General features: G+C 67.7%; 28 protein-coding genes and 1 other RNA gene. 8 read left to right on the top strand and 21 right to left on the bottom strand.

Annotated elements, in window-relative coordinates:
- Nucleotides 1-15 precede the first annotated feature (15 nt).
- The 6 genes from ACFYLW_RS02455 to tkt form a co-directional block, all read right to left on the bottom strand.
- Nucleotides 16-261 (bottom strand): YbdD/YjiX family protein, encoded by a 246-nt coding sequence (locus ACFYLW_RS02455; protein ID WP_313472200.1) that lies wholly within the window; start codon nucleotides 259-261, stop codon nucleotides 16-18.
- Entirely contained in the window at nucleotides 254-2341 is a 2088-nt protein-coding gene (locus ACFYLW_RS02460; protein WP_390182703.1) for a carbon starvation CstA family protein, read from the bottom strand. The genes ACFYLW_RS02455 and ACFYLW_RS02460 overlap by 8 nt, the downstream gene beginning before the upstream one ends.
- Before the next feature lie 135 nt (nucleotides 2342-2476).
- The gene (gene purT / locus ACFYLW_RS02465; protein WP_390182704.1) at nucleotides 2477-3670 is read right to left on the bottom strand and encodes a formate-dependent phosphoribosylglycinamide formyltransferase; all 1194 of its coding nucleotides are present in this window, start codon (nucleotides 3668-3670) and stop codon (nucleotides 2477-2479) included.
- Between the two features lie 3 nt (nucleotides 3671-3673).
- Nucleotides 3674-4066 (bottom strand): VOC family protein, encoded by a 393-nt coding sequence (locus ACFYLW_RS02470; protein ID WP_390182705.1) that lies wholly within the window; start codon nucleotides 4064-4066, stop codon nucleotides 3674-3676.
- Nucleotides 4063-4827 carry an alpha/beta hydrolase gene (locus tag ACFYLW_RS02475; RefSeq protein WP_390182706.1) on the bottom strand — a complete coding sequence of 255 codons (765 nt, stop codon included), beginning with the start codon at nucleotides 4825-4827 and terminating at the stop codon, nucleotides 4063-4065. Before ACFYLW_RS02475 ends, ACFYLW_RS02470 begins: the two co-directional genes overlap by 4 nt.
- 74 nt (nucleotides 4828-4901) lie before the next feature.
- Complete coding sequence (gene tkt, locus ACFYLW_RS02480) at nucleotides 4902-6851, bottom strand: transketolase (protein WP_390182870.1); 1950 nt, start codon at nucleotides 6849-6851, stop codon at nucleotides 4902-4904.
- A 144-nt stretch (nucleotides 6852-6995) separates the two neighbouring features.
- Here tkt and ACFYLW_RS02485 point away from each other — a divergent pair, with 144 nt between their 5' ends.
- The 5 genes from ACFYLW_RS02485 (at nucleotide 6996) to ACFYLW_RS02505 (ending at nucleotide 9406) form a co-directional block, all read left to right on the top strand.
- A complete protein-coding gene (locus ACFYLW_RS02485) occupies nucleotides 6996-7253 on the top strand; it encodes a hypothetical protein (RefSeq protein WP_105563939.1) in 258 nt (85 codons plus the stop codon).
- Nucleotides 7253-7591 (top strand): cell division protein ZapA, encoded by a 339-nt coding sequence (locus ACFYLW_RS02490; protein ID WP_292084112.1) that lies wholly within the window; start codon nucleotides 7253-7255, stop codon nucleotides 7589-7591. Before ACFYLW_RS02485 ends, ACFYLW_RS02490 begins: the two co-directional genes overlap by 1 nt.
- 208 nt (nucleotides 7592-7799) lie before the next feature.
- A non-coding RNA gene (gene ssrS / locus ACFYLW_RS02495) (6S RNA) lies at nucleotides 7800-7960 on the top strand.
- 79 nt (nucleotides 7961-8039) lie between these two features.
- The gene (locus tag ACFYLW_RS02500; RefSeq protein WP_390182707.1) at nucleotides 8040-8585 is read left to right on the top strand and encodes a 5-formyltetrahydrofolate cyclo-ligase; all 546 of its coding nucleotides are present in this window, start codon (nucleotides 8040-8042) and stop codon (nucleotides 8583-8585) included.
- Nucleotides 8582-9406, top strand: a complete 825-nt coding sequence (locus ACFYLW_RS02505; protein WP_390182708.1) for a YmdB family metallophosphoesterase — start codon at nucleotides 8582-8584, stop codon at nucleotides 9404-9406. Before ACFYLW_RS02500 ends, ACFYLW_RS02505 begins: the two co-directional genes overlap by 4 nt.
- A gap of 165 nt (nucleotides 9407-9571) precedes the next feature.
- Here ACFYLW_RS02505 and ACFYLW_RS02510 read toward each other — a convergent pair whose 3' ends face one another.
- From ACFYLW_RS02510 to ACFYLW_RS02520, 3 genes are read right to left on the bottom strand one after another with little or no spacing between them, the layout of a single operon-like run.
- Nucleotides 9572-9922 carry an indole-3-glycerol-phosphate synthase gene (locus ACFYLW_RS02510; protein WP_390182709.1) on the bottom strand — a complete coding sequence of 117 codons (351 nt, stop codon included), beginning with the start codon at nucleotides 9920-9922 and terminating at the stop codon, nucleotides 9572-9574.
- The gene (purL, locus tag ACFYLW_RS02515; RefSeq protein WP_390182710.1) at nucleotides 9922-12132 is read right to left on the bottom strand and encodes a phosphoribosylformylglycinamidine synthase subunit PurL; all 2211 of its coding nucleotides are present in this window, start codon (nucleotides 12130-12132) and stop codon (nucleotides 9922-9924) included. The genes ACFYLW_RS02510 and purL overlap by 1 nt, the downstream gene beginning before the upstream one ends.
- Before the next feature lie 46 nt (nucleotides 12133-12178).
- Nucleotides 12179-12976, bottom strand: coding sequence for a hypothetical protein (locus ACFYLW_RS02520; protein WP_390182711.1), 798 nt, complete (start codon nucleotides 12974-12976; stop codon nucleotides 12179-12181).
- A gap of 116 nt (nucleotides 12977-13092) precedes the next feature.
- Here ACFYLW_RS02520 and ACFYLW_RS02525 point away from each other — a divergent pair, with 116 nt between their 5' ends.
- Nucleotides 13093-13377: a hypothetical protein gene (locus ACFYLW_RS02525; protein ID WP_292084102.1), complete on the top strand. Its 285-nt coding sequence runs from the start codon at nucleotides 13093-13095 to the stop codon at nucleotides 13375-13377.
- Nucleotides 13378-13382: 5 nt separating this feature from the next.
- Here ACFYLW_RS02525 and purQ read toward each other — a convergent pair whose 3' ends face one another.
- From purQ to ACFYLW_RS02545, 4 genes are all read right to left on the bottom strand, one after another.
- Nucleotides 13383-14045: a phosphoribosylformylglycinamidine synthase subunit PurQ gene (purQ, locus tag ACFYLW_RS02530; protein WP_292084100.1), complete on the bottom strand. Its 663-nt coding sequence runs from the start codon at nucleotides 14043-14045 to the stop codon at nucleotides 13383-13385.
- A gap of 46 nt (nucleotides 14046-14091) precedes the next feature.
- On the bottom strand, nucleotides 14092-15324 hold the full coding sequence (locus ACFYLW_RS02535) for an MFS transporter (RefSeq protein WP_313101857.1): 1233 nt from the start codon (nucleotides 15322-15324) through the stop codon (nucleotides 14092-14094).
- A 109-nt stretch (nucleotides 15325-15433) separates the two neighbouring features.
- Nucleotides 15434-15859 carry a hypothetical protein gene (locus ACFYLW_RS02540; protein ID WP_313101858.1) on the bottom strand — a complete coding sequence of 142 codons (426 nt, stop codon included), beginning with the start codon at nucleotides 15857-15859 and terminating at the stop codon, nucleotides 15434-15436.
- Entirely contained in the window at nucleotides 15856-16341 is a 486-nt protein-coding gene (locus ACFYLW_RS02545) for a YbhB/YbcL family Raf kinase inhibitor-like protein (protein WP_390182712.1), read from the bottom strand. The genes ACFYLW_RS02540 and ACFYLW_RS02545 overlap by 4 nt, the downstream gene beginning before the upstream one ends.
- 116 nt (nucleotides 16342-16457) lie before the next feature.
- On the opposite strand from ACFYLW_RS02545, the gene ACFYLW_RS02550 reads away from it, so the two are divergent.
- Nucleotides 16458-17627, top strand: a complete 1170-nt coding sequence (locus ACFYLW_RS02550) for a class I SAM-dependent methyltransferase (RefSeq protein ID WP_390182713.1) — start codon at nucleotides 16458-16460, stop codon at nucleotides 17625-17627.
- A 54-nt stretch (nucleotides 17628-17681) separates the two neighbouring features.
- On the opposite strand, the gene purS is transcribed toward ACFYLW_RS02550, so the two are convergent.
- Nucleotides 17682-17921: a phosphoribosylformylglycinamidine synthase subunit PurS gene (gene purS / locus ACFYLW_RS02555; protein WP_390182714.1), complete on the bottom strand. Its 240-nt coding sequence runs from the start codon at nucleotides 17919-17921 to the stop codon at nucleotides 17682-17684.
- Entirely contained in the window at nucleotides 17921-18679 is a 759-nt protein-coding gene (gene purC, locus ACFYLW_RS02560; RefSeq protein ID WP_138140995.1) for a phosphoribosylaminoimidazolesuccinocarboxamide synthase, read from the bottom strand. Before purC ends, purS begins: the two co-directional genes overlap by 1 nt.
- 262 nt (nucleotides 18680-18941) lie before the next feature.
- On the opposite strand from purC, the gene ACFYLW_RS02565 reads away from it, so the two are divergent.
- A complete protein-coding gene (locus tag ACFYLW_RS02565; protein ID WP_292084091.1) occupies nucleotides 18942-19265 on the top strand; it encodes a DUF1476 domain-containing protein in 324 nt (107 codons plus the stop codon).
- A 72-nt stretch (nucleotides 19266-19337) separates the two neighbouring features.
- Here the strand turns inward: ACFYLW_RS02565 and ACFYLW_RS02570 are convergent, their stop codons facing one another.
- The 6 genes from ACFYLW_RS02570 to glyS all read right to left on the bottom strand — a co-directional run bounded on the left by ACFYLW_RS02570 (nucleotide 19338) and on the right by glyS (nucleotide 25737).
- A complete protein-coding gene (locus tag ACFYLW_RS02570) occupies nucleotides 19338-19970 on the bottom strand; it encodes a fasciclin domain-containing protein (protein WP_292084090.1) in 633 nt (210 codons plus the stop codon).
- Between the two features lie 124 nt (nucleotides 19971-20094).
- Nucleotides 20095-20934, bottom strand: a complete 840-nt coding sequence (purU, locus tag ACFYLW_RS02575) for a formyltetrahydrofolate deformylase (protein ID WP_292084089.1) — start codon at nucleotides 20932-20934, stop codon at nucleotides 20095-20097.
- Between the two features lie 12 nt (nucleotides 20935-20946).
- The gene (locus ACFYLW_RS02580; protein WP_292084088.1) at nucleotides 20947-21462 is read right to left on the bottom strand and encodes a DNA-deoxyinosine glycosylase; all 516 of its coding nucleotides are present in this window, start codon (nucleotides 21460-21462) and stop codon (nucleotides 20947-20949) included.
- Nucleotides 21449-22183: a 2OG-Fe(II) oxygenase family protein gene (locus ACFYLW_RS02585; protein ID WP_390182715.1), complete on the bottom strand. Its 735-nt coding sequence runs from the start codon at nucleotides 22181-22183 to the stop codon at nucleotides 21449-21451. Before ACFYLW_RS02585 ends, ACFYLW_RS02580 begins: the two co-directional genes overlap by 14 nt.
- Entirely contained in the window at nucleotides 22183-23484 is a 1302-nt protein-coding gene (gene purB / locus ACFYLW_RS02590; RefSeq protein WP_390182716.1) for an adenylosuccinate lyase, read from the bottom strand. Before purB ends, ACFYLW_RS02585 begins: the two co-directional genes overlap by 1 nt.
- Nucleotides 23485-23667: 183 nt before the next feature.
- Entirely contained in the window at nucleotides 23668-25737 is a 2070-nt protein-coding gene (gene glyS / locus ACFYLW_RS02595) for a glycine--tRNA ligase subunit beta (RefSeq protein WP_390182717.1), read from the bottom strand.
- Between the last annotated feature and the right edge of the window lie 70 nt (nucleotides 25738-25807).

Consider the following 25807-nt stretch of genomic DNA (forward strand, 5'->3'; position numbering starts at 1 on the left):
CGCCGTAAGGTCGTCTCAGCAGCAGCGGAAGGCGCCGCCCGCCCCGAACCTGCGCGCTTCGTGCAGGCGGAAGAAGGCCGTGCGGTCCAGCGGCGGCTGCTCGGGGTGGGTGGCCTCGGCGTGGGCGACATAGACCTCATAGTCGGGCTGGCCGACCATGAGGCTGGCGGTGCGGCGAGCGTCCTTGCCCCACCGCACCAGAGTGTCGCGGCAAACGCAGAGCAGGTCGGCGCCGCCAGCCGGTTCAGAGGGCCTAGGCACGGGCCGTATCCATGGCTTCGTCCTCCAGCGTCAGCTCGTGGGCGGCCGGCTGCTCGACCACGGTCGGGTGGTTGATCTTCCGGGCCTTGAGGCAGGCGCGGACGCCATAGACCACCATGGTCAGGACCACGAACAGGAAGCCCGCGGTCAGGGCCGAGTTGACGTAGTCGTTGATGATGATGCGGTGCATGTCGCCCGCCGTCTTGGCCGGGGCCAAAATGTCGCCGGCGGTCAGGGCGTCCTGATACTTCCGGGCGTGGGCCAGGAAGCCGATCTTGACGTCGGGGTGCAGCAGCTTCTGGAAGCCCGCCGTCAGGGTGCAGATCAGCAGCCAGACCGCCGGAACCGCCGTGGCCCAGGCGAAGCGCTCGCGCTTCATCTTGAACAGAACCACGGTGCCCAGGATCAGGGCGACGGCGGCCAGCATCTGGTTGGCGATGCCGAACAGCGGCCACAGGCTGTTGATGCCGCCCAGGGGATCAACCACGCCGGTATAGAGGAAATAGCCCCACAGGCCGACCGTCAGGGCCGTGGCCACGACGTTGGCGGTCCAGGACCTGGTCTCGCGCATCCTGGGTACGGCCACGCCCAGCAGGTCCTGGATCATGAATCGGCAGACGCGGGTGCCGGCGTCGACCGTGGTCAGGATGAACAGGGCCTCGAACAGGATGGCGAAGTGGTACCAGAAGGCCATCATGGCCTTGCCGCCGATGATGCCCGACAGGATGTGGGCCATGCCGACGGCCAGGGTCGGGGCGCCGCCCGCGCGCGACAGGATGGAATGCTCGCCCACGTCGCGGGCCAGTTGCTCCAGTTCGGCCGGGGTGATGTGGAAGCCCCACTGGGCCACGGCGGCGGCGGCGGAGGCGGCGTTGTCGCCGATGATGCTGACCGGGCTGTTCATGGCGAAGTAGACGGCCGGATCCAGAACCGTGGCGGCGATCAGGGCCATGATGGCCACGAAGCTCTCGCAGAGCATGGCGCCATAGCCGATCAGCGGGATCTGGTTCTCGTTCTCCAGCAGCTTGGGCGTGGTGCCGGACGAGATCAGGGCGTGGAAGCCCGACACCGCGCCACAGGCGATGGTGATGAACAGGAAGGGGAAGAGGGCGCCGGAGAATACCGGGCCGCTGCCGTCGATGAAGGGGGTGATGGCGGGCATCTGCACGTGCGGGCGCACGATCAGGATGCCGACGGCGAGGGCCAGGATGGCGCCGATCTTCAGGAAGGTGGACAGGTAGTCACGCGGCGCCAGCAGCAGCCAGACCGGAATGACCGAGGCGATGAAGCCATAGGCCATCATGGCCAGGGCCAGGGTCGTGCCCGACAGGGTGAAGGCGGGGCCCCAGAACGGGTCGGCCGCGATATGGCCGCCGCCGATGATGGCGAGGATCAGCAGGACCACGCCGATGATCGAGACCTCGCCCACGCGACCGGGTCGCAGATAGCGGGTGTAGAGGCCCATGAAGACGGCGATGGGGATAGTGGCCGCGACCGTGAAGGTGCCCCACGGGCTTTCAGCCAGCGCCTTGACCACCACCAGAGCCAGAACCGCCAGAATGATGACCATGATCATCAGCACGCCGATCTGGGCGATGATCCCGGGGATGGGACCCATCTCGGTGCGGACCATGTCGCCCAGCGATCGACCGTCGCGGCGCGTGGACATGAACAGGACTATCATGTCCTGCACCGCGCCGGCCAGAACCGCGCCGACCAGAATCCACAGCACGCCGGGCAGATAGCCCATCTGCGCCGCCAGCACCGGCCCGACCAGAGGCCCTGCGCCCGCGATAGCCGCGAAATGGTGGCCGAACAGGACGTTGCGGGGCGTCGGCACATAGTCCAGCCCGTCGTTATGGCGCACCGCCGGCGTGGGCCGTTTCGCGTTCAGGCCCATGACCTTTCCGGCCAGATAGCGGGCATAAAAACGGTAGGCGATGGCGTAGACGCAGAGCGCCGCCACCACGATCCACACGGCGCTGATGCTCTCGCCCTGGTGCAGGGCGATGACAGCGAGGGCGATGGCCCCCAGTAAGGCGATGGCGCCGAAAATCAGCGCGGTCCTGAGCTTGCCCATGACGAACGGTCCTCCGGGTCGACTGAGGTGCGACCTTTCGTCATTTCTGGACCCTTTAGGGCCTCGGCGCCAACCGACTAAAGTCGAAGATCGACGCCTTTATTTTACCGTCAGGGCAAGCTTTGCCGCGATTATTCAGGGTTTGACGACGCGGACCTTGCTCGCCGCCTCTGTCGCGCGCTGGCGGGCCTGATCCGTGTCGGCGCCGCGGGCCAGGGCGACGCCCATGCGCCGACGCTCGAAGGCTTCGGGCTTGCCGAACAGGCGCAGGTCGGCGGTCGGCACCGACAGGGCCTCGGCCACGCCCTCGAACACCACGCCCTCGGCCTCCAGACCGCCGTAGATGACGGCGCTGGCGCCCGGCTCGCGCAGGGTGACGTCCACCGGCAGGCCGAGGATAGCGCGGGCGTGCAGGGCGAACTCGCTCATGGTCTGGGTGGCCAGAGTCACCAGTCCGGTGTCGTGCGGACGCGGCGAGACCTCCGAGAACCAGACCTTGTCGCCGGTGACGAACAGCTCGACGCCGAAGACGCCGAGACCGCCCAGGGCCTCCGTCACCTTGGCCGCGATGTCCTGCGCCGCCTGCAAGGCGACCTCGCTCATGATCTGCGGCTGCCAGCTTTCGACATAGTCGCCCTTCTGCTGGCGATGGCCTATGGGGGCGCAGAAGTCGGTGCGGACGGCGCCGTCGCGCAGCGACCGCACGGTCAGCAGGGTGATCTCGTAATCGAAGTCGATCTTGCCCTCGACGATGACCCGGCCGCCGGCGACCCGGCCCGAAGCCTCCGCGTAGGTCCAGGCGTCAGCGACCTGATCGGCGCTCTCGACATAGGACTGGCCCTTGCCCGAGGACGACATGACCGGCTTGACGAAGCAGGGGAAGCCCACGGTCTCGGCGCCCGCCGCCAGTTCCTCGGCGGAACCGGCGAAGGCGTAGGGGCTGGTCGGCAGGCACAGGTCCTCGGCGGCCAGACGGCGGATGCCCTCGCGGTTCATGGTCAGCCGGGTGGCGCGGGCGGTCGGGATGACGCGGGCCAGACCCGCCGCCTCGATGGCCGCCAGGGCGTCGGTGGCGATGGCCTCGATCTCCGGCACGATGATGTGCGGGGCCTCGGCCATGATGATGCCGTTCAGCACCTGGGGGTCGGTCATGGGGATGACGTGGCTGCGGTGCGCCACCTGCATGGCCGGGGCGTTGGGATAGCGGTCCACCGCGATCACCTCGGCGCCCAGACGCTGCAGCTCGATGGCCACCTCCTTGCCCAGCTCGCCGGAGCCCAGCAGCATGACGCGGGTGGCGGTGTCGGTAAGCGGCGTGCCGATCTTCATGGCTCAGGCTCCGGTGGCGGGTTCGATCAGGTCCCAGGCGTTGCCGTAGAGGTCTTCGAAGACCACCACCTTGCCATAGGCTTCGTGACGGGGCGTTTCGCGGAAGACGACGCCGGCTTCGAGCCAGGCGGCGTGGTCGCGCATCAGGTCGTCGGTGTAGAGGAAGAGCCAGACGCGGCCTCCGGCCTGATCGCCGATCCGGGCGACCTGCTTGGGCGTCGCTGCGCGGGCCAGCAGCAGGGAGGTCTGGCCGCCTTTGGGGGTGACGCGAACCCAGCGTTTGCCGCCGCCCATGTCGGTGTCTTCGCCGAGGTCGAAGCCCAGCTTGCCGACGTAGAAGGCGATGGCCTCGTCATAGTCGCGGACCAGCAGGCTGACGGCCCCGAGATGGCTCATGGGGTCGGAACCGCATAGAGGCGGCGGAAGGCGTCCAGCGCGGCGCCGTGATAGATGGTGGCGTGGCTCTCGGTCGGGCGCGGGGTGAAGTCCCATTTGACGCCGGGCAGGGCATGGTCGCGCAGGCTGGCGGTCAGGACGTCCATCGGCGCCTGCATCTCCTCGCCCTCGTCGCCGAGGGTCAGGATCAGGGTGCGCGGGTCGTTGGAGTGGTCGCGCAGATGGGCGCCGGACTGCCGCGCCAGCTGACCGCCGTCCCACCACAGGCTGGGGCTGACGGCGACATAGGCGTCGAACATCTGCGGCTCTTTCAGGAAAGTCTCGACCACGAAGAGTCCGGCCAGGGACTCGCCCATCAGGGCTGTCTCGCCGCTGGTGCGATAGCGGGCTTCGATGAAGGGCTGGACTTCATCGCCGATGAAGCGGCGGAAGCGGTCGGACTGGCCCTGCGTCGGATAGCGGGCGATCAGCTCGGCGTCCTCGGTCGGCAGGGCCAGCTCGTTGCGGCGGTCGACCGAGGCGACGCCCACGACGATGACGTCGCGCGTCGTGCCGACGATGGTCCCCAGCTGGGCGATGCCCGAGATGTGGTGGAAGTCCTGATCCTGTCCGCCGTCCAGCACATAGAGGACCGGATAGGTCTGGCCGCTTTCAGCATAGCCGGGCGGCAGCCAGACGTTGATCTCGCGTGTCCTGTCATAGACGGTCGATGGTACGGCCCATGATGAACCAATGAAGATCGGCGTGGCCCGGATGCCCATATCGAGAGCGTGAGATGGCGCCGTCGCGAACAGCGCCAGTCCCAGGGCGAGGCCCGCAAGCGAGCCCCGAAGGATCAAAGCCGGGCCTTGGCGGCTTCGACCACGGCCTCGGCGGTGATGCCGAACTCGCGGTAGAGGACTTCGGCCGGGGCCGAGGCGCCGAAGCCGGTCATGCCGACAAAGCCGCCGTCTTCGCCGATGAAGCGTTCCCAGCCCTGTTTGATCGCGGCCTCGACGGCGACGCGAACGGTGCCGCGGCCGATGACGGCGTCCTGATAGGTCTTGGGCTGCTGCTCGAACAGGGCGAAGCAGGGGACCGAGACCACGCGGGTCGGCACGCCTTCGGCCTCAAGCGTCTCGGCGGCCTTCAGGGCCAGGGCGACCTCGGTGCCGGTGCCGAACAGGGTGACTTTCGCTGCGCCGCTGGCGGCCTTCAGCTCATAGGCGCCCTTGCGCGACAGGTTCTCGCCTGCGTCGGTCATGCGGACGGCGGGGGTCTTCTGGCGCGACAGGCACATGGCGGTCGGCGTGGTCTTGTTCTGCAGGGCGACCTGCCAGCACTCCAGCGCCTCGACCGTGTCGGCGGGGCGCATGGTCAGCAGGTTGGGAATGGCGCGCAGGGCCGCCAGATGCTCGACCGGCTGGTGGGTCGGGCCGTCTTCGCCCAGGCCGATGCTGTCGTGCGTCAGGACGTGAACCACGCGCACGCCCATCAGGGCGCCCAGACGGATCGCCGGACGGCTGTAGTCCGCGAAGGCCATGAAGGTGCCGCCGTAGGGGATGACTCCGCCGTGCAGGGCCAGGCCGTTCATCGCCGCGGCCATGCCGAACTCGCGGATGCCGTAGTTCAGGTAGCGGCCGGCGTAGTCCGGCGCGTCGAGAATCTGGGTGTTCTTGACGAAGGTGTTGTTCGAGCCGGTCAGGTCGGCCGAGCCGCCGACCATTTCGGGGATGGCGTTGAACACCGTCTCCAGCGCCTCGCCCGAGGACTGGCGCGTGGCCAGGGCGGGCTTGTCGACGACCAGCGATTTCAGCTTCGCTTCAAGCGTCTCGAAGGCGCCGGTCGGCAGGTCGCCGGCCATGGCGCGGGTGAAGTCGTCGCGCTGGGCGTGGTTCAGCAGGCGGGCTTCCCAGCTCTTGCGGGTCTTGGCGCCCTGCTTGCCGACCTTGGCCCAGGCCTTCTGGACGCCTTCGGGCAGTTCGAACGGCTCGAACGGCCAGTGCAGGGCCTGACGGGTGGCGGCGATCTCGGTGGCGCCCAGGGCGGCGCCGTGGGTCTTGTGGCTGCCTTCCATGGTGGCGGCGCCCTTGCCGATCTTCGTCTTGCAGGCGATCAGCGTCGGCTTGTCCTGCTTGGTCGCCCAGGCCAGGGCCTTCTGGATCTGCTTGTAGTCGTGGCCGTCGATGGCCTTGACCGCCCAGCCCGAGGCCTTGAAGCGGGCCAGCTGGTCGGTGGCGTCCGACAGGGACACCTTGCCGTCGATGGTGATCTCGTTGTCGTCCCACAGGACGCACAGCTTGTTCAGCTTCAGGCGACCGGCAAGGGCGATGGCCTCCTGCGACACGCCTTCCATCAGGCAGCCGTCGCCGGCGACGACCCAGGTGCGGTGGTCCACCAGATCCTTGCCGAAGCGGGCGGCCAGATGGCGCTCGGCCAGGGCGAAGCCGACCGAGGTGGCCAGACCCTGACCCAGCGGGCCGGTGGTCGTCTCGATCCCGGCCATGTGCCCGTATTCCGGGTGGCCCGCGGTCTTGAAGCCCCACTGGCGGAAGTTTTCCAGCTGTTCCCGGGTCGCGTCCTTGTAGCCCGTGAGGTGCAACAGGCTGTAGATCAGCATCGAGCCGTGGCCCGCCGACAGGATGAAGCGGTCGCGGTCGGCCCAGTCGGGGCGGCTGGCGTCGAACTTCAGGAATTTCGAGTAGAGGACGGTGGCGACGTCGGCCATGCCCATGGGCATGCCGGGGTGGCCGCTCTTGGCCTTTTCAACGCCGTCCATGGACAGGACGCGGATGGCGTCCGCCATCTGCTTGGGCGAAGGCTTGGCGAATGCGGCTTGGGCGTCGGTCACGGCGAGACCTTTCCTCAGGAACAGGATAAAGCGGGGGCGCGCCGCCTTTACCCCGACGCGCGCACAGGTTCTATACGGAATCTGGACGAAAGGACCCCAATGGACGCCGTTACGGCCGCAAAGACACGCATCGACAAGGCCCTGGCCCTGCTGGAACGCAGGGTGCTGGAGCTGAAGGCGCGTCCGGCCACCGCCCCCGCCATCACCGACGACGACCTGTTCGCGCCGCGCCCGTCGAACGCCGCCGACCTGGTGCGGATCACCGAACTGGAAGCCGCAGGCCGCGACGCCGCCGAGGCCCTGGGCCGCGCCGCCGAGGCCGTGCGCGAGGTTCTGGCCGAGCAGGAGGCGCGCTGATGGCGACCGTCACGGTAGAGGTCAACGGCCGTTCCTATGCGGTGGGCTGCGCCGACGGCCAGGAAGAGCGTGTCGGCATCCTGGCTCGCCAGTTCGACACCCATGTGCGTCAGATCGCTGGCGACGTCGGCCATGTCGGCGACCTGCGTCTGTTCCTGATGGCCTCGCTGATGCTGGCCGACGAACTGCACGAGGCGCGTCAGCGTCTGGAGAACGGGCAGGGCCCGGTAGTTGAGGACGGCCCGAAGAAGGCCCCGCCGCCGCCGCCCGGCGACGGCGTGGCCGAGGCCCTGAACGCGGTCGCGGCCCGCATCGAGAAGATCTGCCAGACGATCTGACGACTCTGATCTTTCCTCCCTGTTCGCGGAGCGAATGGGGAGGTGGATCGGCGGCGTAGCCGACGAGACGGAGGGGGCGACTTCACGTCCGCCGTCTGTGCCGCCCCCTCCACCGCTACGCGGTCCCCCTCCCCACAAAGTGGGGAGGAAAGAGTGAGCGTTCGCCATTGTTGAATCCCACCGGACCGCCTATCTTGCTCGACGGCGGGTCCTGCTGCGGCTCACGTCGAAGACAACATATCCTTCTGACCTTAATTCACTCATAGGGATCTGTCCCTGTCCGGGCTCGAGGGCCTGGGCATACGGAGCCCACCTGGCTACCCAGGTCGAGAGGATTTAAACCGTCCTCACGGTTCACGCGGCGCCGCCACCCCATCTCATTTTGTGCGCTATGCTCGCGACGCGGTCGCTCGCGGCTTGAGCGCGTTTTGTGCGCTATGGACGGGACATGACCTCCAAACACGAACTCCGCGCCTCCATGCGCGCCCTGCGCAAGCGGCTGGCTGAGGTCGATAGCGAGGCCGCAGAGCGCGCCGCCGGTCATGCCGAGGCTTTGCCGTCGGGCGACACGGTGGCCCTTTACCGCGCCATGGGGTCGGAGCTGGACACGGACGCGTTGGCTGTCGCCCTGCATCAGGCGGGGCGTCGTCTGTGTCTGCCGGTGGTCATCGAGCGCGACGCGGCCATGATCTTCCGCGCCTGGGCGCCGGGCGAGCCGCTGGAGCTGGACGCCGCCGGATGTCCCGCGCCCCTGCCGCTGAGCGAGGTGGTGCGGCCGGGCCTGATCCTGACGCCCCTGTTGGCCTTCGATGCTCACGGCGGACGGTTGGGCCAGGGCGGCGGCTATTACGACCGGACCTTCGCGATGCTGCCCGACGCGCGCCGGGTCGGCTTCGCCTATGCCGGGCAGGCGATCGATCGCCTCGATCTAGAGCCGCACGACATCCGCCTGCATGGCGTTTTGACCGAGACCGGCTATAGAGCCTTCCCATGAGATTGGCGTTTTTCGGTGACGTGGTCGGCAAGTCCGGGCGCGAGGGACTTTCGGACCATCTTCCGGGGCTGAGGCGCGACCTCAGGCTCGATTTCGTGGTGGTCAACGCCGAGAACGCGGCGGGCGGTTTCGGCATCACCGAGAACACCGCCAACGACATCTTCAACGCCGGGGCCGACGTCCTGACGCTGGGCAACCACAGCTGGGACCAGCGCGAGGCCCTGACCTATATCGTACGCGAGCCGCGCCTGATCCGCCCGGCCAACTATCCGCGCCTGATGGATGCGCCAGGGCGCGGCGCGGACGTCTTCGTCACGTCGGACGGCCGCCGGGTGCTGGTCATCAATGTGCTGGGCCGCGTCCACATGGACCCGATGGATGACCCCTTCAGCGCCGTGGAGCGTGAGTTGGAGGCGGCGCCGCTGGGCGTCGTCGCCGACGCCGTCATCGTCGACATGCACGCCGAGGCCACCAGCGAGAAGATGGGCATGGGCCACTTCTGCGACGGCCGCGCCAGTCTGGTGGTCGGCACCCACACCCATGTCCCGACCGCCGACGCGCAGATCCTGCCCCACGGTACGGCCTATCAAACCGATGCGGGCGGCTGCTGCGACTACGACTCCGTCATCGGCAACGACAAGGAAGAGCCGCTGCGCCGCTTCACCACGCGACTGTCCGGCGGGCGCTATGTCCCCGCCAGCGGCCCGGCCACCATCTGCGGCGTCTTCGTCGAGACCGACGACTGCACGGGTCTGGCCAAGCGGGTCGAAGCCATCCGCGTCGGCGGGCGGTTGAGCCAAGCCATTCCGCAGGTCGATTAAGCGCAGCCTAAGCTTTAATCACCGCTCATCCCCGCGGAGGCGGGGACCCAGTGCTTTGACTACGGGCAGGCGTGTAGTGGCAAGGCGTGGTTCAGCCGTCGCATCTGAGGCTCTCACTGGGTCCCCGCCTCCGCGGGGATGAGCGGGTGAAGGGCCCGTTTTCGATTAGTTTGAACGCGCTTCCAACGCCCGCAATCGGCTTTCCTCGGCCTTGAGGTCGCCGGTCAGTTGGGCCTTAAGCGCCGGGTCAGTGGTCGTGGCCAGCAGGGCGCGGGTGTCCTCGACGGCCTGACGCCGTGAAGCGATCAGGCGCGAGAGTTCATCGCCCTCGGCGGGCGCAACCGCGGCCCGCTTGGCCGCCGCAGCCTGTTCTTCCTCGGTGGTCTTCAGCGCGGCGGCTTGCCGGGCGGCGGCCGCGTCGCGCAGGGCGTGCTGGACCGGGTCGCCGCCCTCGAAGTCGCAGGCGGTCAGCAGGGCCGCGCTGGCGATCAGGAGAGCGACGGCGCGAGCGCGCATCAGCCCTCGATCCAGTTCGGCATCCAGCCTTCGTGGATTTCGCGCAGGTGGGCGACGGGGATGCGGTAGAGCTCGCCCTTCGGACCCGAGGAGGCGAAGTCCGCGCCCTTGGCGACGCCGACGACCGAGGCGTGCAGGCCAGCTTCCTGAGCCTTGGCGATCAGGGCCTCGGCGTCCGAGACGGCGACCAGATAACGGGCCTGGTCCTCGCCGAACAGGAAGCCGTGGGCATGGGCGGCGCTGGAGGCGTTCAGCTCGATGCCGACGTCAGACGCCAGGGCCAGGTCGGCGGCGGCGCCGACCAGACCGCCGTCCGACAGGTCGTGAACGACCGTCAGCTCGCCCGTTTCGATCAGGCCGCGCACGAAGTCGCCGGTCTTGCGTTCCAGCTTCAGGTCCACCGGCGGCGGGGCGCCGTCCTCGCGGCCCAGAACCTCGCGCAGATAGATGGAGGAACCCAGTTCGCCGTGCGTCTGGCCGATCAGGACCAGCACATCGCCCTCGACCACGCCGCCGAAGCCGGTGACCACGTCGTAGTTGGTCAGCAGGCCGACCGCGCCGACCGTAGGGGTCGGCGGAATGGCGACGCCGTTGGTCTCGTTGTACAGGCTGACGTTGCCCGACACGACGGGGAAGTCCAGCTCGCGGCAGGCCTCGGCCATGCCGTCGGTGGCGCGCACGATCTGGCCCATGATCTCGGGGCGCTGCGGGTTGCCGAAGTTGAGGTTGTCGGTGATGGCGATGGGACGCGAGCCCACGGCGGTCAGGTTGCGCCAGGCCTCGGCCACGGCCTGCTTGCCGCCTTCATAGGGGTCGGCCTGGACATAGCGCGGAGTGCAGTCGCTGGTGACGGCCAGACCCTTGTCCGTGCCGTGGACGCGGACCACGCCGGCGTCGGCGCCGGTCGAGGAGTCCTGCAGGGTGTCAGCCATGACGTGACGGTCGTACTGTTCCCAGATCCAGCGCTTGGACGCCATGTCGGGGCAGGCGATGACCTTGATGACCGCGTCGTTCCAGCTTTCCGGGGCCGGCACTTCCGCCGGGTCGAGGCGGGGCTGCAGTTCGGGCTGGACCCAGGGACGGTCATAGAGGGGAGCGTCGTCGAACAGCGGGGCCAGCGGCACGTCGCAGACGACCTCGCCGTGATGCTTCAGCACCAGATGGCCCGTGTTGGTGGTCTTGCCGATGATGGCGAAGTCCAGACCCCACTTCTGGAAGATGCGATAGCCGACCTCCTCGAAGCCGGGCTTCAGAACCGCCAGCATCCGTTCCTGGCTTTCCGACAGCATCATCTCATAGGCGGTCATGCCCTCTTCGCGCTGAGGCACCTTGTCGAGGTCCAGCTCGACGCCGACGCCGCCCTTGCCCGCCATCTCGACCGATGAAGAGGTCAGACCGGCCGCGCCCATGTCCTGAATGGCGGCGACCGCGCCCGAGGCCATCAGCTCCAGCGTGGCCTCGATCAGCAGCTTCTCGGCGAAGGGGTCGCCGACCTGGACGGTGGGGCGCTTGGCCTCCGACTCGTCGTCGAACTCGGTCGAGGACATGGTCGCGCCGTGGATGCCGTCGCGGCCCGTCTTGGAGCCGAAGTAAACCACGTCATGGCCGGCTTCCGGCGCGGCCGAGTAGTAGATCTCATCGGCGCGGGCGATGCCGACGCACATGGCGTTGACCAGGATGTTGCCGTTGTATCCCTTGTGGAAGTTGGTCTCGCCGGCGACCGTCGGCACGCCGACGCAGTTGCCGTAGCCGCCGATGCCCGCGACCACGCCCTTGACCAGACGCTTGGACTTCTCGTGCGAGGGATCGCCGAAACGCAGGGCGTTCAGCAGGGCCACCGGGCGGGCGCCCATGGTGAAGACGTCGCGCATGATGCCGCCCACGCCCGTCGCCGCGCCCTGATAGGGCTCGATGTAGGAGGGGTGGTTGTGGCTCTCCATCTTGAAGATGCAGGCGTCGCCGTCGTCGATGTCGATGACCCCGGCGTTCTCGCCCGGGCCGCAGATGACGCGCGGTCCCGTGACCGGGAACTTCATCAGCTGCTTCTTGGAGGATTTGTAGGAGCAGTGCTCGGACCACATGACCGAGAAGACCCCCAGCTCGACCTGGTTGGGCTCGCGGCCCAGCCGGTCCAGCAGGACCTCATACTCGTTCGGAGCCAGACCGTATTCAGCGGCCAATTCTGCGGTGGTCTTTTGCGGAGCGCTCATGGGCGGGGCTTCTAGCCGGGTCTGAGCCTCCTGTCAGCCCGTCCCTTCAGTGAGGCCTCTCAACACCGCGTTTCAGGCCGAAGACCAGGATGACCGCCGCGATCACCAGCAGGAAGGCGGCGCCCAGGGCGGTGAAGCCCAAGATCGGGTTGCGCTCCTGCTCCGCCACGAAGGCCCCGACCAGACCCCAGACGATGGGAAGAGAGTAGGCCATGGTGCGCAGGTAGAGGGTGACCTCAATCGCCACCAGAACCGTCACCACGATCGCCGCCATGGCCCAAGCGGTGGGCGAGGCGAAGGCGGGCAGGGCGTCGAATGCTGTCGCCGTGGTGATCAGGTTCAGCGGAGCGGCGATGGTCAGCCATCCCGCCAGCGCCGCCAGCGGCCAGATCAGGAACCAGCGGTCTCGGTCCATGAAGCCCGTGGTGCGAATGGTCTTGGCTGTCGCCAGCAGGGGGACCAGCAGCGCCAGCAGGGAGGCGAAGATGATGACCACGCTGGCCGCCTTAAGGTTCAAGGCCGCGACCACGATCCACAGACCTATGCCGAACATCGCCACCGCCGAGGGCCAGCCCATGCGGTTGATCAGCAGGCTCTCGCCCGTCTGCGGCAAGGCTTGACGTCCGGCGTAGGTCAGCAGGCCCAGATAGAGCAGGCCCCAGATGGAAAAGGCGTAGCCCGCCACCTGCAGGGTCTGGTTCCCGTCCGCCGCGAACTCGGCCTGCGACAGGCCGAAGCGCCCCAGATTCTGAACCACGGGAACCACCACGGCGAAGACGGCGGCGGCCAGCACCGCCAGACGGCGGGTCCGTTGTCGTGGTGTGGGGCGTTCGATGGCGGACATGCGGGCGTCTCCGGCTCAGCTTCGCCGTATGTACGCGTCAGCGGCGCGATTGGTTCACCGGAACCGTGAAGGCGGAACGTCGCTTAGCTCAGGAAAGGCTCAACAAGGAGACCGCCATGGCCGACCCTGACGACCTGCCGGAGGACCCGGCCCTCGACACCGACGAGGTGGAGACCAATCGCGCCCTGGAGCAGGGACTGGGCGTCGGCGCCCGCGAACTGGCCGCTATCGGCGAGTCGGGCGCGGCGGGCACGCTGGAGCGCCGGCTGGACGAAGACGGCGAACCGATCGAGCCCGAGATCGAGGTCGACGAACTGGGCCGCAGCGCCAGCGTGCTGGACCGCAAGAAGCCGCTTCAGGATGACGACAAGGAGCAGCTGGACAAGGAGTCCGACGCCTAGACCGTTCAGGCGGCCGCGTAGATGCTCTGGAACAGGACGGCGCCGTCGGCTGAGCCCAGCTCGGCTTCAAAGGCGCGGTCGGGGTGGGGCATCATGCCCAGCACATTGCCGCGTTCGTTCTGGATGCCGGCGATGTCGGCGACCGAGCCGTTGGGGTTGTCGACATAGCGGAACACCACCTGGCCCTCGCCCTCGAGACGCGCCAGGGTCTCGGCGTCGGCGAAGTAGTTCCCGTCGCCGTTGCCCTGGGTCATGACGACTTCGCGCTGGCCCTGATAGCCCGAGGTGAAGCGGGTCTGGCCGTTGGCGACCGTCAGGCTGATCGGCTTGCAGACATATTTCAGACCGGCGTTTCGCAGTAGGGCGCCCGGCAGCATCCCGGCTTCGCACAGGACCTGGAAGCCGTTGCAGATGCCGACCACGGTGACGCCGTCGTCGGCGGCCTTCTTGACAGCCTGCATGATCGGGGCCTGGGCCGCCATCGCGCCGCAGCGCAGATAGTCGCCGTAGGAGAAGCCGCCCGGCAGGACGATCAGATCGAGGCCTTTCGGCAGCTCGGTCTCGGCGTGCCAGACCATTTGGACCTGTTCGCCAGTGGAACGTTCGACGGCGACCTTGCAGTCGCGGTCGCAGTTGGAACCCGGGAAGACGATGACGGCTGCGCTCATGGCCGGGCCTCCTAGCACCCTTCGCGACGAATGTCAGGCGTCGCTTTTAGGCGACCTTGCGTCCGGTCAGCCAGGCGACGACCCAGACCGCGAAACCGCCCAGCGACAGGGCCACGCCGACCCAGCCGGTCGAGGTCCAGCCCCAGCCCGCGGCCACGGCCATGCCGCCCAGCAGGGGGCCGATGGCGTTGGCGGTGTTGAAGGCCGAGTGGTTCAGGGCGGCAGCCAGGGTCTGGGCGTCGCCGGCCACGTCCATCAGGCGGGTCTGCAGAATGGAGCCCAGCCCGCCGCCGCCGCCGATCAGGAAGACCACGATCAGCATGGCCCCCAGGTGGGGGGCTGCGAAGGGATAGAGGGCCAGCGCCGCCGCGCTCCACAGCAGCAGTCCGCCCGCCGCCTTCATGCCGTAACGGTCGGCGGCCCAGGCCCCCAGCAGGTTGCCGCTCATCATGCCCAGACCGAACATGGCGAAGACCCAGGGCAGGACCTCGGGCCCCACGCCGGTCACGGCGGTCAGGGTCGAGGCCAGATAGGCGTAGACCGCGAACATGCCGCCAAAGCCGATGGCCCCGACACCCAGGGTCAGCCAGACCTGCCCGCGCTTCAGGGCGCCCAGCTCGCGCAGGGGGCTGGCGTCGGCGTGGGCCGGATCGCGCGGCGCGAACAGGGCGACCAGGGCCATGGTGACGACGGCCAGAACGCTGACGATGGCGAAGGTCCAGCGCCAGCCGAAACTGTGGCTAACGGCAGTGGCGACCGGTACGCCAATGACGGTGGCGACGGTCAGGCCCAGCAAGATGGTGGACACCGCGCGGGTGCGCAGCCTCAGCGGCACCAGCGAGGCCGCGACCAGGGCCGCCACGCCGAAATAGGCGCCGTGGGGAATGCCGCTGAGGAAGCGGAAGGCCAGCATCCACTCATAGGTGGGGGCGATGGCGCTCAACGCATTGCCGACCGCGAACAGGGCCATGAAGCCGATCAGCAGCAGCCAGCGCGGCAGACGCGCGCCCAGCACGGCCAGGATGGGCGCCCCGACCACGACGCCGGCGGCGTAGGCGCTGATGACGTGCCCAGCGGTGGGCTCATCGACGCCCAGACCCGCCGCGAAGTCAGGCAGGACGCTCATGGCCGCGAACTCGGTCACCCCGATGGCGAAGCCGCCCATGGCGAGGGCCAGCAGGACCAGCGCCACCTTGCCGGGGGCGGCCACCGTCTCCATCGCGGGCGACGGCGCGCAGGCGCGATCGTCGATACAGGAGGCGGTGTCGGTGGGGGCCATGGATTATCGCAATGCAACAAACTTACGCTGCGTCGCAAAATAGGGGCCGCCGCCGGAGGCGCAACCTTGGCGGGGAGATCAGGTCATCACGCTTTGTTTGCGCTGCGGCTCAGGCCGCGGTCAGCTCTGCGCGGACCTTGGGGTGCGACACCGACAGGCCCAGGGTCTGGGCGGCGTACAGCTCCAGCAGCAACCGGTCGTGACCCTCGGGCACGGCCAGCCAGCGCGCCTTGATCGGTTTGCGGCGACCGGGTCGAGGCGGGGGCTCGCTGACGCTGATCCGGGCGGCACCGTGGCTGGGCTTGTGCACCTGGGCGGCCAGCGCCAGGCGCAGCGACGGCGCCAGCATCTGTTCCTCCAGATGGGGCGGGCTGCCCACATGGATCGGCTCGTCCTCCTGATAGAAGACGTAGACCGCCCCCGACGCCGGCAGCCGCGCTCGCGTCAGGGCCTTGAGCGGTTGGGCCATCAGGCGGCGGTACAGTTCGGGAACCGCCGCCAGCCTCTGGTCATGGTCGAGCGCCGCCGCCGTCACTCGCCGGTGTTCTCGTAGGTGGCGGTGATCGAGGCCTTGGCGAGGGTGTGGAAGTGCAGGTTGAAGCCGAAGACGGCGCCCGAGTTGTCGGCGCTCACCGGCAGATGGTCCACGTCCACGGCGAAGACGGTGAAGATATAGCGGTGCGGGCCGTGGCCTGGGGGCGGGGCGGCGCCGCCGAAACCGGCCTCGCCATAGTCGGTGCGCCCCTGAACCGCGCCCCTGGGCAGGTTCGCGCCGCCGACGGCGCCTGCGCCCGCCGCCAGTTCGGCGACATCGGCGGGGATGTTGGCCACGGTCCAGTGCCAGAAGCCCGAGCCGGTCGGCGCGTCGGGATCATAACAGGTGACGGCGAAGCTTTTCGTGCCTTCCGGCGCGCCGGACCAGGACAGATGGGGCGAGGTGTCGCCCAGGGCCTTCACCTGGGCGTCGGGCAGGACGCCGCCGTCGCGGATATCGGCGGAGGTAAGGGTGAAGGTCAACGGCGGCGCTCCCTTGTATCTGGTTCGTCAACGGAACGGTCGGGCTTCCACACCGTTGCGCTGCGACAGTCTGTTCCTAGCCAAGCTTGATCCAGGTTCAAAGCGCGGAGCGCCGGATGCTGCAAGCCCTTCTTGATCAGACCTTCCTGACGCGGTCCGTACGGGTGCGTCTGCCGGACGGGCGCGAGCTTACGGCGGGGCCGGGAACGCCCGAACTGACGGCCGAGATCGCGGATACGAAAACCGCCCTGGCCATCGCCGCCAATCCGGAACTGGCCTTGGGCGAGGCCTTCATGGACGGAACCTTCCGGGTCGAGGGCGGCGACATCTACGACTTCCTGCAACTGACGACTTCGCAACTGGCGATCCGCCCGCGCACGGGGAAGCTGACCCTGCTGCAACGCATCCGGCGCGGCGCGGAACAGGCCAATGACCGGCTGCACGCGCGTAGCAATGTCCACCACCACTACGACCTGACGGTCGACTTCTATCGGCTGTTTCTGGACGAGGACCTGCAATATTCCTGCGCCTTCTTCGAGACGCCGCAGGCCTCGCTGGAACAGGCTCAGGTCGCCAAGAAGCGGCGGCTGATCGACAAGCTGCTGCTGACGCCGGGGCAGAGCGCGCTGGACATCGGTTGCGGCTGGGGCGGCCTGGGCCTGTCGATGGCCGAACGCGGGGCGCGGGTCACCGGCGTCACCTTGTCGACCGAACAGCACCGCACGGCCAATGAGCGGGCGGCGGCGCGCGGCCTGGCCGATCGGGCGGAGTTCCGACTGCAGGACTATCGCGACCTGCAACAGACCTTCGACCGCATCATCTCGGTCGGCATGTTCGAACACGTCGGGGCGCCGAACTATCAGGAATATTTCGACGGCGTGGCGCGCCTGCTGGCGGACGACGGGGTGGCGGTCATCCATTCCATCGGCCGCAAGACCCCGCCCAGCCGCACCCAGCCCTTCATCCGCAAATACATCTTCCCCGGCGGCTATATCCCTGCCCTGTCCGAGGTCCTGCCCGCCATCGAACGGGCGGGCCTGTGGGTCACGGACATGGAGGTGCTGCGCCTGCACTACGCCGAGACGCTGAAGGCATGGCGGACGCGCTTTCTGGCCCGGCGCGACGAGGCGTTGACGATGTACGACGAGCGCTTTTGCCGGATGTGGGAATTCTATCTGGCCGCCAGCGAGGTCGCCTTCCGCGAACTGGGCCACATGGTCTTCCAGCTGCAGTTGGCGAAGCATCAGGCCGCCGTGCCGTTGAGCCGGGACTATCTGTGCGATTGATATGAAAAAGGCCGCTCTTTCGAGCGGCCTTGATCGTTCGAACCATATTCGCCGTCAGGCGACTTCGATCCGGTAGCTTTCGATGACCGTATTGGCCAGCAGGGTGTCGCACATGCGTTTTACCTCGGCTTCCTTGTCGGAGACGCTGTCCTCGAGGTCGAACTCGATCAGCTTGCCGACGCGGGCGTTGGCGACGCCGGCCCAGCCCAGACCCTGCAGGGCGCCTTCAACGGCCTTGCCCTGAACGTCCAGGACGCCGGGCTTCAGGAAGACGTGAACTTTCACCTTGGCCATTAGTGCAGTCCTCCTTGGATCACGGTCGGCATGTCCTTCATGATGCCGAGGCGGCGGGCCACCTCGGTGTAGCTTTCGATCACGTCGCCCATGTCGCGACGGAAGCGGTCCTTGTCCAGTTTCTCGCCGGTGGTCGAGTCCCACAGACGGCAGCTGTCCGGGCTGATCTCGTCGGCCAGGATGACGCGGGCGAAGTCGTTTTCCCACACGCGGCCGAACTCGATCTTGAAGTCGACCAGGGTGATGCCGACCGCGCCGAACATGCCGCACAGGTAGTCGTTGACGCGGACCGTCATCGCCAGGATGTCGTCGAGTTCCTGGGTCGTGGCCCAGTTGAAGGCGGTGATATGCTCTTCCGTCACCATCGGGTCGTTCAGCTCATCCTTCTTGTAGTAGAATTCGATGATCGAACGGGGCAGGGGCGTGCCCTCTTCCTGACCCAGGCGCGTGGCCAGCGAACCGGCGACGACGTTGCGGCAGACGACTTCCAGCGGAATGATCTCGACTTCGCGGATCAGCTGCTCGCGCAGGTTCAGGCGCTTGATGAAGTGGTTGGTCACGCCGATCGAGTTCAGGCGCGACATGATGAATTCGCTGATGCGATTGTTGATGACGCCCTTGCCTTCCAGGGTCGCCTTCTTCTGCGCGTTGAAGGCGGTCGCGTCGTCCTTGAAATACTGGATCAGCGTGCCCGGCTCGGGACCCTCGTACAGGATCTTGGCCTTGCCCTCATAGAGCTTCTTGCGCTTGGTGTTCATCACTCGGGTCCCGGACGGGGAGGAAACGGACGGCCTCAAAACGAAAAGCGCGCGGCCCTGCGATTGTGGGCGGCGCGATCCTGAATCGACGGCGGCTATATAAGACCGCACGCCCTTTAGCCGAACGGGGCCTGTGACACAAATATCCTCCTGTAACCCAGCGTCAGTACCGCGACCGCGAGTCCGGTTGCGTTCGCGCGCGAGGGGGCTATAGACGGCGTTGCGGACCCTAATTCCGTCCGCCACTGGAGTGACTACGCGCATGACGACCTTCGACGATCGGGAAAAGGGCTACGAGTCCAAATACGCCCTCGATCAGGAACAAGAGTTCAAGGCCATCGCGCGTCGTAACAAGATGCTGGGCCTGTGGGCGGCCGAGAAGATGGAACTGTCGGCCGACAGCGCCGAGCAATACGCCGCCGCCGTGGTTCGTGCCGACTTCGAGCAGCCGGGCGAGGAAGACGTCTTCCGCAAGATCGCCGGCGACTTCAAGGCTTCGGGCCTGACGGTGTCCGAGGGCGAATTGCGCTCCAAGATGGACGAACTGGCCTCGATCGCCCGCGAACAGATTCGCGCCGGCGAGTAAGCTCAGGTCCTCCGACCGAAATCAGAAGGGCCGCTGCCGGCGACGGCAGCGGCCCTTCTTCATTCAAGGTCGTTACTTCGGCATCAGCACCGTGTCGATGACGTGGACCACGCCGTTCGACTGGCCGACGTCGGCCTGGGTGATGGTCGAGGTTCCGCCCTTGGCGTCGGTGATGGTCCACTTGCCGCCGCCGGCGTCCTTGACGGTCAGCTTCTCGCCCTGGACCGTGGTCAGGGTGGCGGTTCCGCCGCCCTTCTGGGCCTCGGCGGCGATGTCGGCGGCGGTCAGTCGACCGGGCACGACGTGATAGGTCAGGATCTTGGTCAGGGCGGCCTTTTGGGCCGGTTGCATCAGGCCTTCACGCGTGGCCGCCGGGATCTTTTCAAAAGCGGCGTTGTCCGGGGCGAAAACGGTGAAGGGCCCGGCCCCTTGCAGGGTCGTGGCCAGTCCGGCGGCCTGCACCGCGGCGACCAGGGTGGTCAGGTTCGGCGCCTTGGAGGCGTTGGCGACGATGTTGTCGGCGGGGTTCATGGCCACGCCGCCGACCATGGGCTCGGTCGCCATGGGGGTCATGGCGGCGGGCTCGGCGGGCATGGCGTCGGCCGGGGCCTTCTCGACCTTGGTGTCGTTGTTGCCGCAGGCGGCCAGCGCCAGCAGAGCGGCGACGGATACGGTGGCGAGGGTGGCGGTTCGGGTGATTTTCATGGCGTCTCTCCATCGACGTCCGCTCGGTTTGGGGCGCGGCGTCGGGGAGAACTACGGTCGAGGGCCGCAAAAGGATGCGGCCTTCTTCAAATTATCCGGCGCGACCTGTGATCGCCACGCGCCCTCAGTCGGCGAAAACGATCGTCTTTCCGTCGTGCATCAGGACACGGTCGTGCAGGTGATGGGAGACGGCGCGGGCCAGGACGCGGCGCTCGATATCGCGGCCCTTGCGGATCAGATCGGCGGGGGCGTCGCGGTGGCTGATGCGCTCCACGTCCTGCTCGATGATGGGGCCTTCGTCGAGGTCGGCGGTGACGTAGTGGGCCGTGGCGCCGATCACCTTCACGCCGCGCGCATGGGCCTGATGATAGGGCTTGGCCCCCTTGAACCCCGGCAGGAAGGAATGGTGGATGTTGATGCAGCGCCCCGCCAGCCGTCCGGCCAGGTCGTCTGACAACACCTGCATGTAGCGGGCCAGCACCACCAGCTCCGTCCCGGTTTCTTCGATCAGGGCCAGCAGGCGCGCCTCCTGCGCCGCCTTGTCGCCGCTCATCGGCAGGTGGTGGAAGGGCAGGTCGCCCAAATCGACGTGGCCGATCATGTCGCGCGGATGGTTGGAGACCACGGCCGTCACTTGCATCGGCAGTTCGTCGATGCGCCAGCGGTACAGCAGGTCGGCCAGGCAGTGATCGAACCGCGAGGTCAGGATCATCACCTTGCGCGGCTCGGGCCCGCGCAGGGTCCAGTCCATCTCGAACCGCTGGGCCAACGGCGCGAAGCCGTCTCGAAGAGCGGCCTCGGCGTCTCCTTCGGCCGGCTCGAACACCACCCGCATGAAGAAGTAGCCGCTCAGGGCGTCGCCGAACTGCTGGGCGTCCGAGATGTTGGCGTCCCGCTCCAGCAGGAAGGCGGAGACGGCCGCCACGATGCCGTGGCGGTCGGGGCAGGACAGGGTCAGGATCATCGGGCGGTCGACTTAATCGGGAAGGAAGTCGCCCAGTATGGCCCAGCTTTCCGCCTTTGCCGACAAGGATATTGCGTGCGCCGGACTGGACGACGGCAGGTCGATCAGAGTGACGCCGTGCAGATCGCCCAGGATACGCCGGCCCAGCTTCGCCGCCAGCCCGCCGTTGAAGGCGACGGCCTTCAGCTTCGGCAAGGCTGCGACGAGCGCCGGAAGGTCGGCATGGAGGGGCAGCCGAATGGCGGCGTCGAGGCTGCCGATCCTCTCCGCCTCGGCGACCGTGTCCCAAAGACCGACGCCGCGCGCCAGAAGCGTGATCAGCCGCTCCTCGTAGGCTTGCTGATGCAGGTCAGGCTGATCGAGCAGGCCTCCCATCAGTCGCCAGAAGGCGTTCCTGGGATGGGCGTAATATTGGCCCGCCGCCAGCGAGGCTTCACCGGGCAGGCTGCCCAGGATCAAGATCCGGGTGTCGGCGTTCGCGACGGGATCGAAGGCCCGCTTTCGTTCGCGATCGTCAGCCGCCTGCATTTCTCAGCCAGCCGACGACGGACAGGCGCGGGGCCTGGGCATAGACCGCGACCGGGGCGACCGAGTGATACTGCGGCACCGAGAACAGGGTCAGGGTGTTCCAGCGCGGCGCATATCCGCGGGTCACGTCTCCGGCGTCGTCGTGGAACAGCAACTGCCCGCCCCAGTCCGGCCGCCAGCGCCGGGTCAGGCCCAGGGTGTAGGCGATCAAACGGTCGCTCTTTTCCGAGCCGATGTCGTTGTGCAGCCCGATGAAGTCGCCGGGGCGATACTGCGTCAGCTGGCCGTCCGCCTTGACGATGTCGGTTCGCCCGCTGATCGCGGCCCCCAGACGCACGAACTCGTCATTCAGGAACTCGGTCAGGCGGTGGATCGGGTGGCCGGGATCCCGGCCCGCGAGATAGGCCGAGATGAGGGGGTAGGCGAGGTAGAGGAAGCCATAGCCTTCGCCGGCGCGCGCCGTCATGGCGTGCAGTCGGCGGCGGACGTCCGCTTCGTCACCGGACTGGATCTGCTTCAGGTCCACAACCGCCGGGCGGCCGTCCTCACCCTGAAAGGCGAGGTCCCAGTCGATGCGCGTCTCCGCCAGATTGGCCAGGTATTCAGCGACATCCGGTTCGAAGATGTCGCCGATCTGGACCAGCCCGTCCCGCCGAAAGGTCTCCGCCGCCTGGCGAAGGTCTATCGCGGGGTTGATGCGAAGGCGCGGCTCGCTGCTCATCAGCCCTCGCCGAACACCCGCTTGAAGACCACGTCGACGTTCTTGGTGTGATAGCCGAGGTCGAACAGGGCCTCGAGCTGGTCGTGGGGCAGGGTGACGCGGGCGTCGGCCTTGAGGAAGTCGATGAAGCGGCCTTCGCCGCGCCAGACCTTCATGGCGTTCTCCTGAACCGCCGCATAGGCGTCCTCGCGCGAGACGCCTTCCTGGGTCAGGGCCAGCATGACCCGTTGCGAGAAGACCAGGCCGCCCAGGCGGTCGAGGTTCTTCTGCATGTTCTCGGGATAGATGTTCAGACGTTCGATCACGCCCGCCAGACGGTGCAGGGCGAAGTCCAGATGGATGGTGGCGTCCGGGCCGATGCCGCGCTCGACCGAGGAGTGGCTGATGTCCCGCTCGTGCCACAGGGCGACGTTCTCCATCGCCGGGGTCACGGCCGAGCGGACCAGACGGGCCAGGCCGGTCAGGTTCTCGGTCAGGATCGGGTTGCGCTTGTGCGGCATGGCCGACGAGCCCTTCTGGCCCTTGTCGAAGAACTCCTCGGCTTCGAGGACTTCGGTGCGCTGCAGGTGGCGGATCTCGACGGCCAGACGCTCGACCGAGGAGGCGACCACGCCGAGGGCGGCGAAGTAGGCGGCGTGACGGTCGCGCGGGATGACCTGGGTCGAGACGGGCTCGACGGCCAAACCCATCTGATCGGCGACGTATTGTTCAACGGCCGGATCGACGTTGGCGAAGGTGCCGACGGCGCCCGAGATGGCGCAGGTGGCGATCTCTTCGCGGGCCGTGATCAGGCGGCGTTTGGCGCGCTGGAACTCGGCGTGATAGCCGGCCAGCTTCAGGCCGAAGGTCACCGGCTCGGCGTGGATGCCGTGCGAGCGGCCCACGGTCGGGGTGTATTTGTGCTCCTTGGCGCGGACTTCCAGCGCGGCCAGGACGCGGTCGACGCCGCCCAGCAGCAGGTCGGTCGAGCGCGCCAGTTGCACCGCGAAGCAGGTGTCCAGCACGTCGGAGGAGGTCATGCCCTGGTGCAGGAAGCGGGCTTCGTCGCCGACGATTTCCGCGACGTGCGTCAGGAAGGCGATGACGTCGTGCTTGGTCGTGCGTTCGATCTCGTCGATGCGGTCGGCGTCGAAGGTGGCGTCCTTGCCATTGGCCCAGATGGCCTCGGCCGATTCCTTCGGGATCACGCCCAGCTCAGCCATCTTGGTGGCGGCGTGGGCCTCGATCTCGAACCAGATCTTGTACTTGGTCTCTTGCGACCAGATGGCGACGGCTTCGGGGCGGGTATAGCGCGTGATCATGGACGCGTCGTGTCGGTCCAGAGGGGCGGGGAGTCAAGGTTTGCGACGCGCGTCATCGCTTAAAGATCGCGCCTACCCCGCCGAGGCGGTCCCGAAGCGGGCGGATGAAGGGGCTGCAGGCATCAAAAAGGGCTGCGTGACGTCGTGCCCCGCAGCCCTTCGTGAACAGTGGATCCGAGCGCCTTAGCCCGCGATCTGGCCGAAGTCGGCCACGCGGCCCATGACGTCGCGGACCTGACCCAGCAGCTTCAGGCGGTTTTCACGCTCCTCGGCCACGTTGGAGTTGACCATGACGGCGGTGAAGAAGGCGTCGACCGGGCCGCGCAGGGCGGCGAGCGCCGTCATGGCGGCGGCGAAGTCTTCGGTCTCCAGGGCGGCGTCCACGGCGGTCGCGGCGGCGGCTGCGGCGAAGGCCAGCGCGGTTTCTTCCGCCGGCTGGTTGGTCAGGCCGGTGGCGACGGCGCCCTGCGGCAGCGGCCCCTTCTTCTCCTCGGCCTTGAGGATGTTGGACGCGCGCTTGTAGCCGGCCAGCAGGTTGGCCCCGTCGTCCGTGGCGAGGAAGGCGGCCAGCGCCTCCACCCGACGCACGATCCGCACCAGATCGTCATCGCCCAGAGCGAAGACGGCCGCCACGAGGTCGTGACGCTGGCCTTGATCGCGCAACAGGACGGTCAGGCGGTCGGCGAAGAAGGCGCTGAGTTCAGTTTCGACCGCGAGCTTATCGACAGCACGCTGAACATTGCCCTTCTCCAAGGCCGCCATGGCCGCCGAGAAGGCGTCGCCGCGAAGGCCGATGCGGGCGTCATTTTCCAGCACCAACCGGATCACGCCCAGCGCCGCGCGGCGCAGGGCGTAGGGGTCGCGTGAGCCGGTGGGCTTTTCGTCGATGGCGAAGAAGCCGACCAGGGTGTCCAGTTTCTCGGCGATGGCGACGGCGACCGTGACCGGGGCGGTCGGGACGCTGTCGCCCGGCCCTTGCGGCTTGTAGTGGTCGCGCACGGCGTCAGCGACGGCGTCGGGGTAGCCGGCCAGACGGGCGTAGTAGCCGCCCATGATCCCCTGCAGTTCCGGGAACTCGCTGACCATGCCGCTGGCCAGATCAGCCTTGGACAGGCGCGCGGCCTGTTCGGCCTGATCCGCGTCGGCGCCGACCAGGGGGGCGATCTCGCGCGCCAGAGCGGCGATGCGGTCAACGCGTTCCGACAGCGTGCCCAGCTTGGCGTGGAAGGTCACGCCCTTCAGCTTGTCGTTCCAGGCGTCGAAGCCGACCTTCTGGTCCTCGTCCCAGAAGAAGCGGGCGTCGTTCAGGCGGGCCGACAGGACGCGGCTGTTGCCGGCGGCCAGAGCCTTGCCGCCGTCCGTCGCCTCGACGTTGGCGACGACGAGGAAGTTCGGCGCGAGGCCATCCTTCGACGGATCGCGCACGGCGAAATACTTCTGGTGCACCTTCATCGACAGGCGGACCACTTCGGGCGGCAGGGACAGGAACTGCGGGTCCATGTCGCCCAGGATCGGCGTCGGCCATTCGGCCAGACCGGCGACCTCGTCCAGCAGGCCGTCGTCATCGACCAGAGCCAGACCGCGCGCGGCGCAGGCGGCCTTGGCGGCTTCGAGGATGCGCAGCTTGCGGTCGGCCACGTCGATCAGGACGAAGTCGCGTTCCAGCTTGGCGCGGTAGTCGGCGAAGTCCTTGACCGCGAACGGCTTGCCGCTGCCGAGGAAGCGGTGCCCCTCGGTCACGTCGCCCGATTGGATGCCGTCGATCTCGAACGGCACCACCGCCCCGTCGAACAGGGCGACGATGCGCTTGATCGGGCGCACCCAGCGCAGGCTTCCCGCGCCCCAGCGCATCGACTTGGGCCAGGGGAAGCTGCGGACGATCTGATCCACCGCCTCGGCGAAGACCTCGGTCGTCGGACGGCCCTTGCTGCTGATCTCGGCGAACCAGATCCCGTCGCGCTCGACCAGTTGGTCCTGGGTCAGGCCGGTCTTGCGCAGGAAGCCTTCCAGCGCCTGAGCGGGGGCCGAGGTCTTGGGTCCCTTGACCTCTTCGTTGCGGTCGGGCGTGGCGGCGGGCAGGCCGTCGATCACCAGGGTCAGGCGGCGCGGACCGGCGAAAACGTTCAGCGCCTCCCAGCTCAGGCCGGCGGCCTTCAGACGCTCGGAGACCATGCGTTCCAGGTCGCGCGCGGCGCCCTGCTGCATGCGGGCGGGGATTTCTTCTGAGAAGATTTCGAGGAGAAGCTGGGGCATTCGATTAAATTCCGTCATCCTCGGACAAGTCGCGGAGCGATGCCGATCCGGGGACCCAGACGGCGGAGTT

The organism is Brevundimonas sp. NPDC007368, assembly GCF_042869015.1.
Classification (GTDB): domain Bacteria; phylum Pseudomonadota; class Alphaproteobacteria; order Caulobacterales; family Caulobacteraceae; genus Brevundimonas.

Bases quoted from the DNA above. Each gene is read 5' to 3' on its own strand.
- ACFYLW_RS02460 (WP_390182703.1), bottom strand. From the start codon at position 2,341: ATGGGCAAGCTCAGGACCGCGCTGATTTTCGGCGCCATCGCCTTACTG.
- purT (WP_390182704.1), bottom strand. From the start codon at position 3,670: ATGAAGATCGGCACGCCGCTTACCGACACCGCCACCCGCGTCATGCTG.
- ACFYLW_RS02470 (WP_390182705.1), bottom strand. From the start codon at position 4,066: ATGAGCCATCTCGGGGCCGTCAGCCTGCTGGTCCGCGACTATGACGAG.
- ACFYLW_RS02475 (WP_390182706.1), bottom strand. From the start codon at position 4,827: ATGGGCATCCGGGCCACGCCGATCTTCATTGGTTCATCATGGGCCGTA.
- tkt (WP_390182870.1), bottom strand. From the start codon at position 6,851: ATGGCGGACGCCATCCGCGTCCTGTCCATGGACGGCGTTGAAAAGGCC.
- ACFYLW_RS02485 (WP_105563939.1), top strand. From the start codon at position 6,996: ATGGACGCCGTTACGGCCGCAAAGACACGCATCGACAAGGCCCTGGCC.
- ACFYLW_RS02490 (WP_292084112.1), top strand. From the start codon at position 7,253: ATGGCGACCGTCACGGTAGAGGTCAACGGCCGTTCCTATGCGGTGGGC.
- ACFYLW_RS02500 (WP_390182707.1), top strand. From the start codon at position 8,040: ATGACCTCCAAACACGAACTCCGCGCCTCCATGCGCGCCCTGCGCAAG.
- ACFYLW_RS02505 (WP_390182708.1), top strand. From the start codon at position 8,582: ATGAGATTGGCGTTTTTCGGTGACGTGGTCGGCAAGTCCGGGCGCGAG.
- ACFYLW_RS02510 (WP_390182709.1), bottom strand. From the start codon at position 9,922: ATGCGCGCTCGCGCCGTCGCTCTCCTGATCGCCAGCGCGGCCCTGCTG.
- purL (WP_390182710.1), bottom strand. From the start codon at position 12,132: ATGAGCGCTCCGCAAAAGACCACCGCAGAATTGGCCGCTGAATACGGT.
- ACFYLW_RS02520 (WP_390182711.1), bottom strand. From the start codon at position 12,976: ATGTCCGCCATCGAACGCCCCACACCACGACAACGGACCCGCCGTCTG.
- ACFYLW_RS02525 (WP_292084102.1), top strand. From the start codon at position 13,093: ATGGCCGACCCTGACGACCTGCCGGAGGACCCGGCCCTCGACACCGAC.
- purQ (WP_292084100.1), bottom strand. From the start codon at position 14,045: ATGAGCGCAGCCGTCATCGTCTTCCCGGGTTCCAACTGCGACCGCGAC.
- ACFYLW_RS02535 (WP_313101857.1), bottom strand. From the start codon at position 15,324: ATGGCCCCCACCGACACCGCCTCCTGTATCGACGATCGCGCCTGCGCG.
- ACFYLW_RS02550 (WP_390182713.1), top strand. From the start codon at position 16,458: ATGCTGCAAGCCCTTCTTGATCAGACCTTCCTGACGCGGTCCGTACGG.
- purS (WP_390182714.1), bottom strand. From the start codon at position 17,921: ATGGCCAAGGTGAAAGTTCACGTCTTCCTGAAGCCCGGCGTCCTGGAC.
- purC (WP_138140995.1), bottom strand. From the start codon at position 18,679: ATGAACACCAAGCGCAAGAAGCTCTATGAGGGCAAGGCCAAGATCCTG.
- ACFYLW_RS02565 (WP_292084091.1), top strand. From the start codon at position 18,942: ATGACGACCTTCGACGATCGGGAAAAGGGCTACGAGTCCAAATACGCC.
- ACFYLW_RS02570 (WP_292084090.1), bottom strand. From the start codon at position 19,970: ATGAAAATCACCCGAACCGCCACCCTCGCCACCGTATCCGTCGCCGCT.
- purU (WP_292084089.1), bottom strand. From the start codon at position 20,934: ATGATCCTGACCCTGTCCTGCCCCGACCGCCACGGCATCGTGGCGGCC.
- ACFYLW_RS02580 (WP_292084088.1), bottom strand. From the start codon at position 21,462: ATGCAGGCGGCTGACGATCGCGAACGAAAGCGGGCCTTCGATCCCGTC.
- ACFYLW_RS02585 (WP_390182715.1), bottom strand. From the start codon at position 22,183: ATGAGCAGCGAGCCGCGCCTTCGCATCAACCCCGCGATAGACCTTCGC.
- purB (WP_390182716.1), bottom strand. From the start codon at position 23,484: ATGATCACGCGCTATACCCGCCCCGAAGCCGTCGCCATCTGGTCGCAA.
- glyS (WP_390182717.1), bottom strand. From the start codon at position 25,737: ATGCCCCAGCTTCTCCTCGAAATCTTCTCAGAAGAAATCCCCGCCCGC.